This window comes from Flavobacterium piscisymbiosum (assembly GCF_020905295.1).
Classification (GTDB): domain Bacteria; phylum Bacteroidota; class Bacteroidia; order Flavobacteriales; family Flavobacteriaceae; genus Flavobacterium; species Flavobacterium piscisymbiosum.
Window position 1 is genome coordinate 366,390 of record NZ_JAJJMM010000001.1, and the last position, 16,604, is coordinate 382,993.

General features: G+C 29.5%; 17 protein-coding genes. All 17 read right to left on the minus strand.

The genetic code is table 11. The features are described from left to right. Window positions 1-2: 2 nt before the first annotated feature. A complete protein-coding gene (locus LNP81_RS01750) occupies window positions 3-1,400 on the minus strand; it encodes a glycosyltransferase family protein (protein WP_230033002.1) in 1,398 nt (465 codons plus the stop codon). A gap of 63 nt (window positions 1,401-1,463) precedes the next feature. Next, complete coding sequence (locus LNP81_RS01755; RefSeq protein WP_230033003.1) at window positions 1,464-2,297, minus strand: polysaccharide pyruvyl transferase family protein; 834 nt, start codon at window positions 2,295-2,297, stop codon at window positions 1,464-1,466. A gap of 5 nt (window positions 2,298-2,302) precedes the next feature. After that, window positions 2,303-3,178 (minus strand): N-acetylneuraminate synthase family protein, encoded by an 876-nt coding sequence (locus LNP81_RS01760; RefSeq protein WP_230033004.1) that lies wholly within the window; start codon window positions 3,176-3,178, stop codon window positions 2,303-2,305. Continuing rightward, a complete protein-coding gene (locus tag LNP81_RS01765; protein ID WP_230033005.1) occupies window positions 3,165-4,331 on the minus strand; it encodes an acylneuraminate cytidylyltransferase in 1,167 nt (388 codons plus the stop codon). The genes LNP81_RS01760 and LNP81_RS01765 overlap by 14 nt, the downstream gene beginning before the upstream one ends. Before the next feature lie 177 nt (window positions 4,332-4,508). Continuing rightward, entirely contained in the window at window positions 4,509-5,465 is a 957-nt protein-coding gene (locus tag LNP81_RS01770) for a glycosyltransferase family 10 domain-containing protein (protein ID WP_230033006.1), read from the minus strand. A gap of 4 nt (window positions 5,466-5,469) precedes the next feature. Next, window positions 5,470-6,081: a class I SAM-dependent methyltransferase gene (locus tag LNP81_RS01775; RefSeq protein WP_230033007.1), complete on the minus strand. Its 612-nt coding sequence runs from the start codon at window positions 6,079-6,081 to the stop codon at window positions 5,470-5,472. Window positions 6,082-6,122: 41 nt separating this feature from the next. Then, window positions 6,123-7,193, minus strand: a complete 1,071-nt coding sequence (locus tag LNP81_RS01780) for a glycosyltransferase family 2 protein (protein WP_230033009.1) — start codon at window positions 7,191-7,193, stop codon at window positions 6,123-6,125. A gap of 35 nt (window positions 7,194-7,228) precedes the next feature. Further along, window positions 7,229-8,008 carry a glycosyltransferase family 2 protein gene (locus tag LNP81_RS01785; protein WP_230033011.1) on the minus strand — a complete coding sequence of 260 codons (780 nt, stop codon included), beginning with the start codon at window positions 8,006-8,008 and terminating at the stop codon, window positions 7,229-7,231. Continuing rightward, complete coding sequence (locus LNP81_RS01790) at window positions 8,005-8,871, minus strand: glycosyltransferase family 2 protein (RefSeq protein WP_230033013.1); 867 nt, start codon at window positions 8,869-8,871, stop codon at window positions 8,005-8,007. The genes LNP81_RS01785 and LNP81_RS01790 overlap by 4 nt, the downstream gene beginning before the upstream one ends. Before the next feature lie 4 nt (window positions 8,872-8,875). Further along, the gene (locus LNP81_RS01795) at window positions 8,876-9,862 is read right to left on the minus strand and encodes a glycosyltransferase family 2 protein (RefSeq protein WP_230033015.1); all 987 of its coding nucleotides are present in this window, start codon (window positions 9,860-9,862) and stop codon (window positions 8,876-8,878) included. Beyond that, complete coding sequence (locus LNP81_RS01800; RefSeq protein WP_230033017.1) at window positions 9,855-10,970, minus strand: glycosyltransferase; 1,116 nt, start codon at window positions 10,968-10,970, stop codon at window positions 9,855-9,857. Before LNP81_RS01800 ends, LNP81_RS01795 begins: the two co-directional genes overlap by 8 nt. A 3-nt stretch (window positions 10,971-10,973) precedes the next feature. Beyond that, window positions 10,974-11,966, minus strand: coding sequence for a glycosyltransferase family 2 protein (locus LNP81_RS01805; protein ID WP_230033020.1), 993 nt, complete (start codon window positions 11,964-11,966; stop codon window positions 10,974-10,976). Between the two features lies 1 nt (window position 11,967). Beyond that, on the minus strand, window positions 11,968-12,804 hold the full coding sequence (locus tag LNP81_RS01810) for a glycosyltransferase family 2 protein (protein ID WP_230033021.1): 837 nt from the start codon (window positions 12,802-12,804) through the stop codon (window positions 11,968-11,970). 25 nt (window positions 12,805-12,829) lie between these two features. Continuing rightward, entirely contained in the window at window positions 12,830-13,645 is an 816-nt protein-coding gene (locus LNP81_RS01815; RefSeq protein WP_230033022.1) for an FkbM family methyltransferase, read from the minus strand. Between the two features lie 21 nt (window positions 13,646-13,666). Beyond that, window positions 13,667-14,380 (minus strand): class I SAM-dependent methyltransferase, encoded by a 714-nt coding sequence (locus LNP81_RS01820; RefSeq protein ID WP_230033023.1) that lies wholly within the window; start codon window positions 14,378-14,380, stop codon window positions 13,667-13,669. Next, window positions 14,377-15,639 carry an ABC transporter ATP-binding protein gene (locus LNP81_RS01825; protein ID WP_230033024.1) on the minus strand — a complete coding sequence of 421 codons (1,263 nt, stop codon included), beginning with the start codon at window positions 15,637-15,639 and terminating at the stop codon, window positions 14,377-14,379. Before LNP81_RS01825 ends, LNP81_RS01820 begins: the two co-directional genes overlap by 4 nt. Before the next feature lie 46 nt (window positions 15,640-15,685). Continuing rightward, window positions 15,686-16,552, minus strand: coding sequence for an ABC transporter permease (locus LNP81_RS01830; protein ID WP_230033025.1), 867 nt, complete (start codon window positions 16,550-16,552; stop codon window positions 15,686-15,688). Between the last annotated feature and the right edge of the window lie 52 nt (window positions 16,553-16,604).

Below are 16,604 nucleotides of genomic sequence, written 5' to 3' on the forward strand. Positions count from 1 at the left end.
TTTTATTGTTTTAATATAGAATCGATTTTATCCCAAATTTTCTGTGATGCAGCAGTTGGATCAGTACCTGCAACAATCTTATACCATTTTTTACCGTCCGGCACATTGGATAATTTTTTATCCAGAATTTGTTTCACCTGGTTTTCTAAATCTGCTTTATTAGTACAGAATATTACTGCCTCCTGACTCGGCAAACTTCTAAAATGAACATATTTGTAATTTTGGCCTATATCTCTTATGCCTTTTTTTAACTGCGGCTGTTCGTAATTAAAATAAATACAAGGTTTGTCATGTGCTACAAAATCAAATACAGTAGAAGAGCATACGTTTGTTACAAATTCTGAATGTGCACAAACGTTATGCAATAATCCCAAATCTTCTTTTGTTGGTAAAATTTCGTTCCAGTTTTTGCCTGCGGGTTTCCATAAAGGATCAAGAACTTCTATAACATCTTTGTTCGAATTTATCACAGCATCATATCTCGTAGTTGTATCTACGGGACATTTGCGATAAATAATTCCAATATTTTCGCCTTTTACATTTAAGTTTGTAACTGCTTTTGCCAAATCTTCAAGATAATATTGGTCTAGTGGCGAAGTCGTTTCATCATCACCGGAAAAACAGATGTATCTTTTTGAAGTATCTAAATTGTTTTCATTAAAAAAAACTTCTCTGCTTTTTAATAAGGTATCATCATAATGAGGTTCAAACTGAGGTGTACCTGTTACAAAAACCTGAGATTCTTTTACGAAAGGATAATATTTTAAAACTTCATCTTTCATTAAATCGCTCCATACAAAATAATAATCGGCTTCGACTACCTGCATTGCTTTAGGAACATTATCCCATGAATATACAAATGCTACTACAGGAATTTTTAGATCTTTAGCCGCCAATAGTGCACTAATAGACTGTGTAGCCCGTTGAGTAGTACAAAAAACCAAATCGGGTTTATGTTCCTGCAATTGGACTTTGCAATATTTATATTTTATAGTAGAACGTTCGAGAGCATTGATACGTTTTCTAATTCTTATAATTCCTTTTTCTGAAGAATTAAAACCAATTAATAATCGAATATACAATGTCTTTAAAGTATTTTTGAAACCGTTGTAACTAAATGGAAATTTGTAGGTTTCGTAAACTTTATCGCTGAATTTTTTTTGGGAAACATTCAGTTCTATATGTTTTCTTATTCTGGAATAAAGAGATGTTAAAGGATGTGTTTCATGGTTTTCAATTTTAACCTCATCGTATCCTAACTGATCTTTTAAAGAAAAAATAGTATTGTTCCAATAAACAATCTGACATCCTTTATTTTCTCCTATTTCTTTAAAATCTGTAAAAGCAAAATTACGCAGTCCTACACCATCGGGGAAAAAAACAAATACTTTTTTACTCATAACCTAAACACTAAGTGGTATTTATTGAATCAATTTTATAAAATAATTCTAGAAAATTGATTGTTATTTATTACTTCTTTTTACAAAAGGACAAACTGCCATTAATCCTTTTTTTAAAGATTCTATAACATGTTTATCCGGCAAACTTACATTTTTGGCAAATAAATCTTCTAATTCCTGAACTGAAAATTCATATGTTTTTATTGATAGATTATATGACTTTATTTTTACTGACTCAAAGTAATCCTGATATTTAATATCGTCTCCAAAAACTCCATTTGAAAACGGCTGCCAAACTGCCGGAATAGAATAAGCGTGTGCTATAATGACACCATGTAAAGAAGACGAAATTATTTTTTCGCATTCTAAAAATTCTATCGTTTTGGCCTCAATATCATTGGTCATCATATCTATGATTTTGATATTTTTTTGACCTTGATACCAATCTTTAACTAACTTATAATCGTTATAATGAGGAACGATACCGTACAAATATTTCTTATCAACTTCAGGATTAAAATAATCTGGCAAAAGCAAAGCCGGATCACCATATACTTCCGAAACGTTATAACCTAAGTTTAACAAATGCTTTCTAGTTTGAGGTCCGCGAACGGCTAAAAAAATTGCATTTTTTATTTTAGAATCTTTACTAATTATTCCGCTGCCCCAAACGATACATTTGTGATTTACGTTTGTTAAAATGCTTCCGATGGTTACATAAATCGGGAAAAACCAATCAAGAAAAGAAAAATTCTTTGGCCAAGCAAAAATGGCTTGTTTCCCCGAAATTTTTTCAACCAGATATTTCCCTAAGACGTCGCCGTAGTTTTCTTTAGATTTACCCTGAATAATTTTTTCATTCCACCAAAAAACTCTAATTCTTTTCGAAGAAAGCATCCGTTTTAAACTTTTTTATTCTTTAACTTTTCTCTTTGAACTTGCTCAATTGGAAGTATATCAGTCGATTTAAAAGTTAAAGCCTGATAAACAGCCTGTAAATCGCGAGAAAGTTTACGCAAACCCATTGGTTCTAACGAAGCCGCATGATCTGTTCCTTTCCAGGTTCTGTCTATTGTATAATGTCTTTCTATAATATTGGCCCCCAAAGTATAAGCAGCAATATCAACAGCAATTCCTAAATGATGACCAGAAAAACCAATGTGTTTTACCTGATCTACATATTTTTGTTTTAATAAGTTGATGTCCAGCAGGCAAACATCTTCAAATGGTACCGGATATCCTGAGGTACAATTGTACAATACCAGATCTTTATTTCTTCCTTTTTCGGCAAAATAATTCACTAAAATATCTGTTTCATTTTTAGTAGTCATTCCAGTAGAAATATGAATTTCACCAGAATAATTTTCGCACAGCCATCCCAACATATCAAAGTTGTTATTGCATGCTGAAGGAATTTTAATAAACTCCGGATTTAAAGAGGCGATTTCTTTTGCCGATGTCGTATCCCAAACTGATGTAGAATACGTAATACCAATTTCTTCACAATATTCTTTTAGTTCGCGATGCTGATCAACATCAAATTCTAAAAATTCACGGTGCGCACCATAAGTGTCTCCATACGAATTTGATGCATTTGGATGCGGAGTGTGGTATTGTTCTTCTGTAAGAAGTTCTTTGTTGTTACGTTTTTGAAATTTAACAGCATCTGCATTTCCAAAAATTTTAGCAATTTTAATTAATTCCTTTGCTATTGACATTTCGCCTTTATGATTACAACCAATTTCGGCAATCACATAAGGTTTTTTATATTCCTTCATAACGTTTATTGTACCTTATTAAAATTTCACAAGCTTCTCTTATTGCTCCTGATGCAGATGCATGGGTCAAAATATAATCAGCATTTGCTTTTACTGTTAAGGTTGCATTTGCAGGAGCAAAAGACCAGCCCACACTACAAATATTTGCCAGATCATTTACATCATCTCCTACATACGCAACGGCGCCAAAACTACTATTTCTATCTAAAAGAAAATGTGTTAAAAAAGAAAATTTGTCTTTTACCCCCAAAAACGTGTCTTTTATCTGCAATTTTTTCATGCGTTGCGCTACTAAATCAGAATTTTCTGATGTTAAAACAATAACCTGAATCTGGTTTTGTCTAATAATTTCCAATCCCATACCATCGCGCATATCAAATCTTTTTGCCATTTCACCCTCGGCATTATAATAAACGCTTCCATCTGTAAAAACCCCGTCAACATCCAGTATTAAATACTCGATTTTTTGATGGATCTTACCTTTTTTCTGACGTTCTGCTAATAAATTTTCAATAATATTCCAATCTGATGTACTGTCTATTTCAACAAGAGATTCTTCATGCATTTTCACCAAACCAACCGCACCGCTTATTCTGTTTTTTGAATTTAAAAAAGCTTCTTTTGTAGTGGCATAAACCGCGCCATTTTCTATCAGTAAACCATCAAAATCCTGACGTCTTGGTCTTTTAAAAACATCATAATTTTGAGCTGTTCCGTCAGAATTCCAAGTAAAACGATGCGTATTTACAACCGTTAATGCTGAATCCTTTTTGTTTTGCGAAATCTCGTTTAATGCTGCATTAATATCTGCTGCTTTTGTCATTGGCGAAGTTGCTTGCAATAAGCATAAAACATCAAAATCGTAATTTACGACGTCAGCAAATTCCAGCATAACACTTTCTGTAGAAGCGGTGTCTGAAGCATTTTCATCATTGCGCAAAAGTGCTTTTACTTTTGGTGACCAATGATATTCTTTATTTATATAATCGATTATTTCCTGATCATCTGTAAAAATGCAGACTTCATCTAATTCCGAAAAAATTGCTTCTGTCAGAACCCATGAAAAAAGTGGACGGCCTAACATTTTTTTCTTGTTTTTTCCGGGAATTCCTTTAGAATTTTTACGTAATGGAATTATGGCTGTTTTTTTCATATGTTTAGCTATGATTTTGATTCAAATATAATTTTTTAAAAATTTTACAATTTTGTTAGAACTACTATTTTTGATTAAAATTAACCTATGTACAAATAGTACTTATTTTTAAAGCTATCTTAAATCTCATGAGGTTATTTTAGAATAGTTCATGTCGTTTAATTTTAAAAAATATATTTATGATATAAAAATGTACTTTAATTTTTCTACTGTTTTATTTAACATAGCAATCCTTTCTCTTTTTGCAATGTCTTTATCAGAACTTATAGAATTATATATTTCTATGCATTTATTTATTCTTTCAATATATTCTTTTTCTGGCATTTGTTTAATAAAATCAAATAACTCTTTTGGTTCCCTAAAATTCGAATAATCTATAAAACTATTTTTCGGAAAAATTTCATAAACATTACTTCCTTTCCCGTAATATATTGGCAAACAGTAATTTTCAATACTATTCCAAATTTTTTCCGTCATATAATTAAAAGCAATGGTGTTTTCAAAACATAGATTGTATTGATAAGAATCTAATACCGTCTTTTTTCTTAAACTCCAATCGCCTTCTCTTGAATCCTCTTTTGATATACCTTCCGGCCAACCTCTACCATAAACATCTATCAATGAAGATTTACTACCCTCTATAGCGATTTGCGTGCGTAAGGCTATTAAATCTATATTAACTCCGTCTTTCATTAGTTTTGGAGCTTTTGATCCTCCATAATAAGACATTAAACCCACAACTTTTTTATTTTTATTCGATTTTATATCTGAGATTGGCTCTAATCTTTTATCTATCAATTCTACAATAAAAGATAAATTGGAAACAAATACATCACGGGTATAAACATTCATAAAATGAATTTTTACTAATCCAAAATATTTTTTTTTAAGAACTTTAAAAGAGGTATCAAATCTTGGTTCATGGGTCCAAACTAAAAATTTCTTTTTCTGTAAAAATCTCCAAAAATATTTTTTTAAATGTTTATAATTTTGAGATATTATGATATCGGAATCATTAACATCATCTACAAGAATTATATTGTTAGTTAATAGAAAATCTATATCTCCTTGTATGTAGTTATTAAAAGGAGTATAAGAAAATGAGGAAGCTTTAAATATTTTTATCGTTTTCATGAATTTATCCTTTTATAAGATTATAAATCGACTGATTATTCCATTCTTTATAAGCTTCAATTTTATAGTTATAATTGCTGAATACAGTTTCTAATTCTTTCTTTGTTAAATCGCTTAACCAGCCATTTTTATCTCTGGACAATTTAACAATGTCTGAACAGCAATAAGATAATATAATTTGTTCTATATTGTTGTGGCTTAACTGACGAATAATGTTATCAACGTCGTATACATACTCAAGAACACCGCTAAAAACCGCAACGTTGTAAGACTGTAGATTTAAAGAAATTGGTTCGTTGAGATCACAAACTACAGTTTCATCATATCTTTTTACAATATCTGTCGGAGTATATAATTTGAAATCTTTCAATAATGTTTTCATGTGCATTACTCCGGCTCCAAATTCAATAATACTGGAATCTGGTTTGATAAAAGAGGCTAATATTGCTGTTCTTTCGTTCCAATTAGAAAATAATTCATTGTTTTTTGCCCATCTTGCACTATCAGATTCTTTTTTTGATTTTAAAAGATTTGTAGCTTTTTGAATACCTCTTACTCTATTTTGGTCTTTTCTATTTTTAAATTTATTTAATATTTTAAAAAGGATTTTTTTCATTCGGTTAAGATTTTTTTAGGTTAAGATTTTGAGCTTTATCTTTAAAATAGAATTTTCCAAGTAATTATATTCTTTTGTCTGTCAAAGGAATAAAAATAAAGTTGAGCTCTGTAATTAAATACTATTTCTTCTAACAATCTATCATTGACATCATTCATGTTTAGATAGATCATATATTTTTTGCCTAGTATTTTTTTTAAGGTTTGTTTTATTTTATCACCAATAGAAACATCTTTAATTTCAACTGAAATCAGTTTATTGCTACAGTCTTTAAACTGCGCAATAAAAGATTTAATTTGTGCGTCTACAGGTTCAAGTGTCGTACTGAAATCTGGTGAATCATTTAATTTCAAACAATCAGATTCGTTACTAATCTTTCCCCAAGACAAATTTACATTTGCTTTTGTTTTTGCCATCTCTACAGCTAATTGGCTGTAACAATGATTTATTTTTTCTAATGTGGAATGAAAAGGTGCCTTACTTTTATTCGAACGATATTCTTTTGAATGCCATTGATGCAGCAATAAAGTCTTTTTTTCATAAAATTCTACTGCATATCCTGCGTTTTTAAAACGGATATGCACATCAGTATCTTCTGCACCCCAACCGTGATAAAACTCATCATATCCATTAATACTTTTTAATAAGGAAGTTGGATAAAGCGTAATTCCAGTAGCTTCTATTGATGATAAGTGATTGATTTTATAATCAGCAAAAGATTTTTCATTAAGAGATTCTTCTCTGTTTAAAAAACCAACCTTAAAATATATTGCTTTTTGCTCTGACTTTAATTTGTCGAGATAATTAAAAAAATCCTGATGATAAATCATATCAATATCTCCTATTAAGAAATACGGATTTACTGCTTGTTTTAAGGCAATATTTATTGCTCTGGATTTGTTCCAAAGTTGTCCGTGAACTGAACATTTTATAAATTTCACTTTTGGATATTCAATAAGTAGTTTTTCTAAATCTATAACATATTTTTCTTCAGAACCGTAATCTACCAAAATCAATTCGAAATCAGTATTAGATTGTAACATTAAAGAATTCAGGCATTTTTTTATAATGCCAAAATTGCGATTACGATTAATTAAAACTAGTGTTATCATTTATACATTTTTACTTTTAAGACTAATAACAATAATTAAAATTTATGTGGTTTATTGAATAAAAATTTTATTAAATAAAAAAGTTTCAATACCACATAATAAGCATCTATGATGAAATTTTCAAATAATGTGTAAAAAGATTTAAAAAATGAATTAAAAACATTTGAGAAAGTAATATCCTGATGCCAAAGCTGATAGTTTCCAATTACATCATTTTTAAATCTAAAAAAAATCTGTTCTCGGCTTCTTTTAATTTCGTAATGAAAAATAGACGGTACAAATTCGATATCGTATCCTTCCTTCAACACTCTTTTAGTCCACTCCTTATCTTCAAATGTCGCTACATCTTCTCTAAAGGGATGTTTCTGCCAAACACTTTTATTAAAAGCTGATCCCGAAAATATAAGACCTGCTTTATTTGGATCGTCTTGGGCTTCGATTTTATTTAAAAAACCTCTAAAATCGTTAGAACTATGCAAACATCTTAAACCTGCAAGATTTGAATTTTCTTCAAATTTTATCTTTATCAGTTTAAAAAAATCATGGCTAACTGGATATGAGTGCGCGCTAAATATCACAACTATCGGATGATTGGCTGACTTGGCAGCGAGATTTGCACTGCCTCCGTAACTAAAATTGGTAATTGTTATAAATTTAGCACCATATTTTTCGCAGACTTCCTGGCTTTTATCAGTTGATAAATTATCAATTACAATTATTTCATCGATATCACTATTATATCTTTCAGTTAAGTTTTTTAATAAAAACGTAAGTGCTGATTCCTGATTCTTAGTTCTAATTACTACTGATATCATTTTGAAATATTTTTTAAAAATATTTTTTCAAAAATCCTGAAAGGCTTCGTGATTATTTTTGCTATTTTAAATTCCCATGAATTTTTAATTTTAATTTCGGTCGCACGATGTCTTCTTATTAGAAAGAGAAAGTAAAAAATTGTCATATCATAATGTTCAATATAAATTTCTTTATGCTTTTTAAACACGTATTCTATATTGTCTTCTACATGATTTTTTAAAGTATCGATTAACATTGAGTTCTTTGACTTTCTGTAGTAAAATAAAAATTCCTCAACAAATTTATATTTCCATCCTCGTTTTGTGATTGAGATCCAAAATTCCCAATCTTCAAATCCAGATTTCATTTCTTCATCATAACCACCTACTTCTTCCCAACATGTTTTTAGATATAAGCAACTTGAAATCAAAATATTTTCATATATCAAATCTTGATATGTACTTCCTAAAGATTTTTCCTGATAAAAAACATTTTCTTTTTTGTCTCTAAAAAATTCTCTATAACATGAAACAATCGCTAATGAACTATCCTGAATCAGCTCTGGAACGAGTTTGATTAAAAAATTAGAATGTAATAAATCATCTGAATCTAAGGGTAATATTAAAAGTCCCGTACTTATTTTTATACCTGCATTTCTGGCACTAGACAATCCTCCGTTTATTTTCTTTAAATACTTAAAACGGCTATCTTTTTCACACCATTTACCTGCGACTTCTTCTGTATTATCAGGACTGCCATCGTTTACAATAATGCATTCCCAATTATCATAGGTTTGATCTAGTACTGATTGCAATGTTTCTGGTAAAAAATGAGCTTGTTTATAGCAAGGAACAATAATTGAAACAAGTGGGTTTTCTAACATCGTATTATTGACTTAAAATTCTTTTAAATCTATTTCTAAATTTATTCATTGCTATCTTTTTTACTTCAAACAATCTGGTGTTTAAAAAAATCATCATCAGTAGCAGAACTCTTTTTTGATTAATTGTGTAAAGTTTAGAATTAACAGACCAAAAAAAGATTCTGTTGGATACTTTTTTATTTTGACTAAAATAAGGGATAACAAATTCCAGAATTATTTTACAGCTAAATTTTCGTAAATCTGCTGCATAGTTCTTATCCTGAATTAAATTTACATGGATTTGATAGAACACAAGTAATGCATTTAGCATATTACTTACAAACCCTTCATTAAATACTTTATTGTCATCTACTCTGTAATAAGTATCAATTTTGAAATCTCTTACTATCTTTAATTGTTTTGCCTGCGAAAGTAATTTTATATTAAAACTTACGTCCTGAAATCGATTTAAATTTTCATCAAATTTACAATTTTCAAGAGCACTTTTTTTATAAAAACACCCCATAATTGGCCAGGGAATTTCATAGCGCAAAAACATTCTTAAGTAATTCTCACTAGTATTTATCTCTGGATCTTTGTTAATAGAAAAAGTATATTTTTCATTCAAAATAAATAAAGATGTGTCTTTAATTAATAAGTCAGCCGAAGAATCATTTACTACTTTCTCTACACGCTCTTGTAAACAGAACGTTTCACAGATATCATCTGAATCCAAAAACATGATATACTCCCCTTTACTATTTTCTATACCGAAATTTCTGCAGGCATTTGCTCCTTTTAAGCGATTTTCAGGACGACTATAAAATTGAAAACGAATGTCTTTTTCTAAATATTTATTTACAATTTTATCCGTATCATCTGTTGAGCCATCATCTACCATTATACATTCCCAACTTTGATAGGTTTGTGCAGCAATACTATCTAACGTTTCGTTTATAATATGTGCTCGATTATAAGTTGGTATAATTATGGAGACTAGGGAATTAATCATTGCTTAATACTATTTTATCAATTAATTCATCAATAGTATTTAAATGCTTTTGCATAGTATATTCAGATTTCATTCTGTTTTTACCATTTTCGCCTAATTGTATAGCCAATTCCTTGTCTTCTAAAAGGATTAACATTTTTTGGGCCATTTCATCTACATTATGTTCTGAAACTAATAGCCCTGTTTGTCCGTTTAAAATTACATCGGGAATTCCGGCGTGTAAAGTAGCAATAACTGGTAAACCAGCAGCACTAGCTTCTAGTATTGCAACTGGTGTACCCTCCTGATCTCCATTAATAGCAGTTACTGAATGCTGAACAAAAGCAAGTGAGTTTTCTAAATATTCTGTAAATTCTTCTTTTAAAAGTATTCCTGGCAATAAAACATTTTTTTCAATTTTTAAATACTGAACTAAATTTTTACATACTTCATATAAATTACCATTTCCGCCAATAACAAGTTTTGCATCTGGATACTTTTTAAGTACCTGGCTAAAGGCCAAAATAGTATAATAAGGTGCTTTTTTTTCGACAAAACGGCCTAATCCAATAAAAGTAGGTGCTGCAAATTTAGGTTTAATATCCAAAAATGAAGGAGAAGGGGCACATGTATTATAAATTAATTTTTCAGGAGGACAACCCAATAAAATTAAGTTTTCTTTCATAGAAATTGAAACACAAATGACGTAAGTGCTATATTCAAATACATTCTTATAGTTATTACAATTTCTTATAACACTCTCTACAGAAGCATCATACCCATGAAAATGTGTAATTAAAGGGATCGTTAAATATTTACAAACTTCAACAATTCTATAAGCCGTTGTACCATATTGCGCTATAACAACTTGAATCTTGTTCTTCTTTAAAGAATGAATAAATCCAATTTCATTGGCATTAAAACCTGTGAGTTTTAATTGCTGCTTTATTTTATTAATTAAAATATCTTTTTGATTAAATAACTTCCCGAAATTTTCTAAATCCGTTGGTAATTCTCCTCCATAATAATAATAAACTTTTCCTTCAAGCCCTTCTTTTTGAGCCTGAATAAAAGTTTCTGAATAAGTGCTTTTATTTGGTGAGCAAATTGCTATATTTTTTTGTGCCATTTACTATATCTTCATTAAAAAAGTTATGAAAAAACTATTTTTAATGATGCTAAAATAGCTTTTGGATTTAAATTTATACAGGAAAAAAAACCAATAAAATTTAATATAAGAAGTTTTTCGAAGTTTTATTTTATAAAATGCAGAAGAAAAAACAGCACTCATCTTAAAAAACTTAAACCAATTAATGTATAATAAATATTCTCTTTCAACATTTAATATATTATTTTCCTGCAAAAAAGTCCGAACCTGACTTTCTTCCATCAGTCTTTGTTTTTTTCTATCAGAAGTTTTATGATTTCTTGTAACGGTTGTATGATTGCGAAAATAATTTAGAGGCTCTGCCAGATATGTAATCTGAGTTTTTAATGATAACTGAATCCAAAAAAACCAATCTCCACACATTCTCATTTCAAGTAAAGATTCGCAAAACAAAGTTTCATCTACAAATGTTTTTTTAAAAACCACGGCACTTGCATTCGGTATAACATTATAAAAACTCAAATATTTTTTTACAAATAATCTTCCTTTCTTAAAAAAATTAAATTCCCAAATGTTAGGACAAAATTGATCCGTATATCCTGTTCTATTCGATAAAATTAGATCATGTTCATTAATATCAATCGTTTGGCAGTATGCAATTCCAAAATTTCTATCTACAGATAATTGTTGCATATTTTTATCTAAAAAACTTAAATCGCTATAATCATCACTTTCAGCAATCCAGATATATTCTCCTTTTGCCAAATTAATGCCTTTCTTCCACTGTTTAAAAGGACTTCCTGAATTAATATCATTAAAAACACAATGACTAACTTTAGGATTATTGGAATATTGTACAAGAATTTCACGACTACTATCTGTACTGCAATCATCTAATAAAATGACCTCAAAGTTAATATAGGTCTGATTAAGAATACTATCTAAACGTTGTTTTATAAATTTCTCATGATTATAATTGGGAACAATCACAGAAACTAATGGTTTATTGCTTTCCATTTTACAACCTATCAAGTTTACTTTTAAAACAAGTAAAACCAAAAAATGTTTTACAAAACAAATCAATTACAAACTTTTTACTTTTTAGCTTTTTAGAAAAAATTAAATTGGCGTTATTAGACTTAAAAAATGATTTACAAAAATAGTTATGATATAAAATTGAATATTTCTTTACGATGTAATCTTGGTTTAAAAGTGCCATTTCTTTTGTAAAAGATCGTATCATAGAGGTATTAGAAACAAAATATTTAAATGTTACTTTATTTAAATGCTGAAATTGGACATTTATGTTTCCTAAAGCAACCCAAAATTCCCAATCTTCATGACCTTGATAGGGCATATTTTCATCATATCCGTTAACATCTTGCCATATTTTTTTTTTATAAATAGCACAAGCATCAATATAATTATGTACCAATATTTTGTCTAATTGATAATCATCTACTTTCCAAATACCTGTTTTTTGACCAAAATACTCCGCATGACCATAAACAACACCAATCTCTGGGTTATTTCCGAAAGCTTTTATCGCATCTTTAGTAAAATCCTTTTCAATAAGATTATCTGAGTCCAAGGGTAAGATATAAATACCTTTTGCTTTGTTAATTCCAAAATTCCTAGTTTTACCTAGTCCTTCATTTCCTTTAGAAAAATATTTGAATTTACTGTCCTTATTGACCCATTCTAAAGAGATTTTCTCTGTATCATCGGTTGAACCGTCATTAATTATTAGTGCTTCCCAATCTTGAAATTCTTGTTGCATAACCGAATTTAAAGTTGCTCCAAGTGTCGCTTCAGAATTGTAGCAGGGAATAATTATGCTTATTATTGGGTTCATGTATCCTATCCTGTTTTAGAAACTCTTAAATAAATTTTTTATTTATGGCGATTGTTACTTCTCCTGATTCGATTAATAAAAAGTTATTGTTTTTTAAAATCTTATAAATATCTTCTCTGATATTAAATTCATCGTGTATTTCAATAACAATTATTTTGGTCTTTTCGAGAAAAATCAAATTTGCTGATTCTTTAAAAATAAATCGTTCTGCTCCTTCAATATCAATTTTTAATAAAGTAATTTCTTGCAGATTATACTCTTTTATAATTTCATTGATGGTAATTCCTTCAACTTCGCCGTTTTCACTTTGGGTTGTTGCTATTGACCAATCTTTTCCATCTCTAAAATTATTGTCTATATTAAAACTTTCATTTTCTGTAGCAGCAAGAGCATTTTCTAATAACGTCACATTAGCTGCAATGTTTAATGACGAGACATTTTTCTTTAAAATTTCAAAATTAGATTTTGAAGGTTCTATACAGAATATTTTATCAAAGGCTTTTTTTTGAGATAGATATATTGCGGCATATCCAACATTTGCACCCGCGTCAATTAATACACTTTGTTTTGAATCAAACTCTTCATTTATATTTAAAACAGAAGAAACCGTACTATATTCTTCCAGACTAAACATTTGATTAAAAACATAATAATCACTATGGTTTTGATCTCTGCAATATAGTTTTTTACCATTTTGCAATACCAAAGTATAAAGGTTTTCTACTTTTTTGAAATCTATAATATGTTTATTTGTATTAAGATTATTTATAAAAATTTGATAACCAGAAAGCTTTATTGGAAATAAAGCACGGTAAATTTTTCTAAGTCTTTTTAATTTCATTTGGCAAATTATCTATTTATTTTAATAGTTCTTTCTAGCTACAATTACGTAATTAATTGTATTAACGGTATTGTAATCAGCCTTATCTAGAAATTCAAAAAATCTATTAATTAAATTAATCCCTTTAAATCGTTTTATTATTTTAAACAAAAATCTGGTTTTCCTTCCTCTGCCGCTATGATCATTATTAATACTCATCAATAAATATTGTCCTACAACTGACCACATTCCTCCATTTTCTTTCAATTCAATCATTTCAAATCCTGATTTTTTTAAAATCAATTCAAAACCATGTTTTGAAAATCTAAAAAAATCATACGGTTCTTCATGCAATTGCCAGTTAAATGGACCGGATAATATAAAGTGCCCTCCAGGTTTCAATAATCGAAATGCTTCATCAACTAAACCCTGATGATTTCCAACATGTTCAATTGTTTGTGTAGAAATGACAGTGTTAAAAGTATTGGATTCAAGTGGAATATTATCTGCCGGTGCAATAATATCAACTTTATTTAAACTTGACTGAACGATATCACAACCAATATATTTATTAACTAAACAAGAAATTTTTTTTTCATATGGCTTATTTCCACATCCAATGTCCAAACTATCTCCAGAAGCATATTTATCAAACGCATTAAACAAATCGAAATGATATGATTTATAGTGCAAGTAATAGATATCGTTTTTTGCAATTTTTGTAGAACTTAATCTTCTAACATTTTCTTGTATCATACTAATTCCCATTTACCCTTATCAATAAACTGACATACATTTTTTTGCCATCCCCATTCTGGTTCCTTAAAACCAATCATTTCAATTTCAAAAGAGCAACAATCAAATTCTTGAAACTTCTGCTTAGTTTTTGTCTCTGCTAAATGTACTCTAATACTATAATTTCCTTTATATAGAAGAAGTTCGTCATAAGTAAATGAAAAATAATTTTTGCCTTTACTCCTGCATATATTAGTTTCAATATCAAATATATACTCAAAAAGAACGGGAACTTGAAGATTGTTTAAAATCTGAAAAGAAAGTGATAAATTTTCCGCATTTTCATAAGGCATATTCACTTCAAAGTTTACTTTAAAAGGTTTTTTATTTCCTTGCAAAGTACCTCCTTCAGATGTTAAAACCTCAACCTTGGTTACAGTAGGAATATCTGTCACTGGTTGTTGCACAAATACTGCAGTATTATTTTCAAGAGAAGTATATATTGAAATTGCTTTATTAGTTTCTTCAATAGCTAATACTTTTCCATTTGCCAAAACAACAGTTCTTGTTGCCAAAGTACTGATTGCGCTTAAATCATGACTTACAAATAAAACAGTCCTACCGCCTTCACGAGAAATATCCTGCATCTTCCCAATAGCCTTTTTCTGAAATTCGGCATCACCAACAGCTAAAACCTCATCGATAACCAAAATTTCAGGTTCTAAAAAAGCTGCTACAGCAAATGCCAAACGAACCGTCATTCCGGAACTGTATCTTTTTACAGGAGTATCAATATAACGTTCACAACCTGAAAAGTCAATAATTTCGTCAAGCTTTGAGGCTATTTCTTTTTTAGTCATTCCTAGAATTGCTCCGTTCAGGAAAATATTTTCTCGTCCGGTCATTTCACCATTAAAACCCGTTCCTACTTCTAGAAGCGATGCAATACGTCCGCGAGACTTTATACTTCCTGTAGTTGGAGCTGTAACTTTTGAAAGTATTTTTAATAACGTCGATTTTCCTGCTCCATTTTTACCAATGATTCCTAAAACTTCTCCTCGTTCAACCTCAAAATTTATATCTTGCAAAGCCCAAACATAATCTGAATTACCTTTAGTAGAACGATCATTTGTCTCACCTATTTTTAGATACGGGTTTTCTTTTCCTCGAATCTTGTGCCACCAACGATTGATATCATGACTGAGAGTTCCTGTTCCTACTTGCCCTAAACGATATTGTTTAGAGATATTTTCGGCTTTTAATATTATATCTTTTTTCAATTGTAAATCTAAAATGAAGTGAAATATACAGTTATAATGTTCAATTTTAAACAGTATCTATAAAGCTCTTTTCGGTTTTGTTGAAAACTAAAAGTCCGATAAAAAATACTGCGATAGTAACAACAAGAGTATAGGATAATCCCAAAACTGAAATTTCTCCCACATCTAAAAGCATGTAACGAGCTGTTTCTATTATATATGCTAATGGATTATACTCTACTAGCCAACCATAACCTGGTAATTTATCTTTAATTAAACTCATAGGATACATAACTGCAGACAGGTACATTAATAACTGTATTCCAAAACCTATTAAGTGACTAAAATCACGATATTTTGTAACCATTGCCGAAATAAGCATTCCTAATCCTAGTCCTAAAATTCCCATTATAATAATCAAAATTGGAAAAAATAAAATCAGGCCATTTAATCCCAAATTTGCTCCTTGAAAATAATAGAAAATGTAAAATCCGATAAAAATCAAAAATTGAATTCCGAATTTTACTAAATTAGAAATCACAACCGATAGAGGAGTAATAATACGAGGAAAATATACTTTCCCAAATATGGCAGCATTAGCTTTAAACGTATCTGAAGTGCCCGTTAAGCATGCTGTAAAATAATTCCAAACGGTTATTCCGGCCAAATTAAATAAAAATGGAGGAACAGTACCTGTATCAATACCAGCGACGTTATTGAATATTATAGTAAATGTTACGGAAGTAAATAAAGGCTGAATTAAGTACCAAAGTGGTCCAAGAACCGTTTGCTTATAAACGGTAATAACATCACGTTTTACAAAAAGCAATAGCAAATCTCTATATTGCCAAACTTCTTTCAGGTTTAGGGAGAAGAATTTATTTTTAGGTGTTATTTCAAACAACCAATCATTTGGGGTATTGTTGTCGTTCATTTTTATTTTAAACTAATTAATCGAAATAGTTCTTAAAAAGCAAGATTTATTT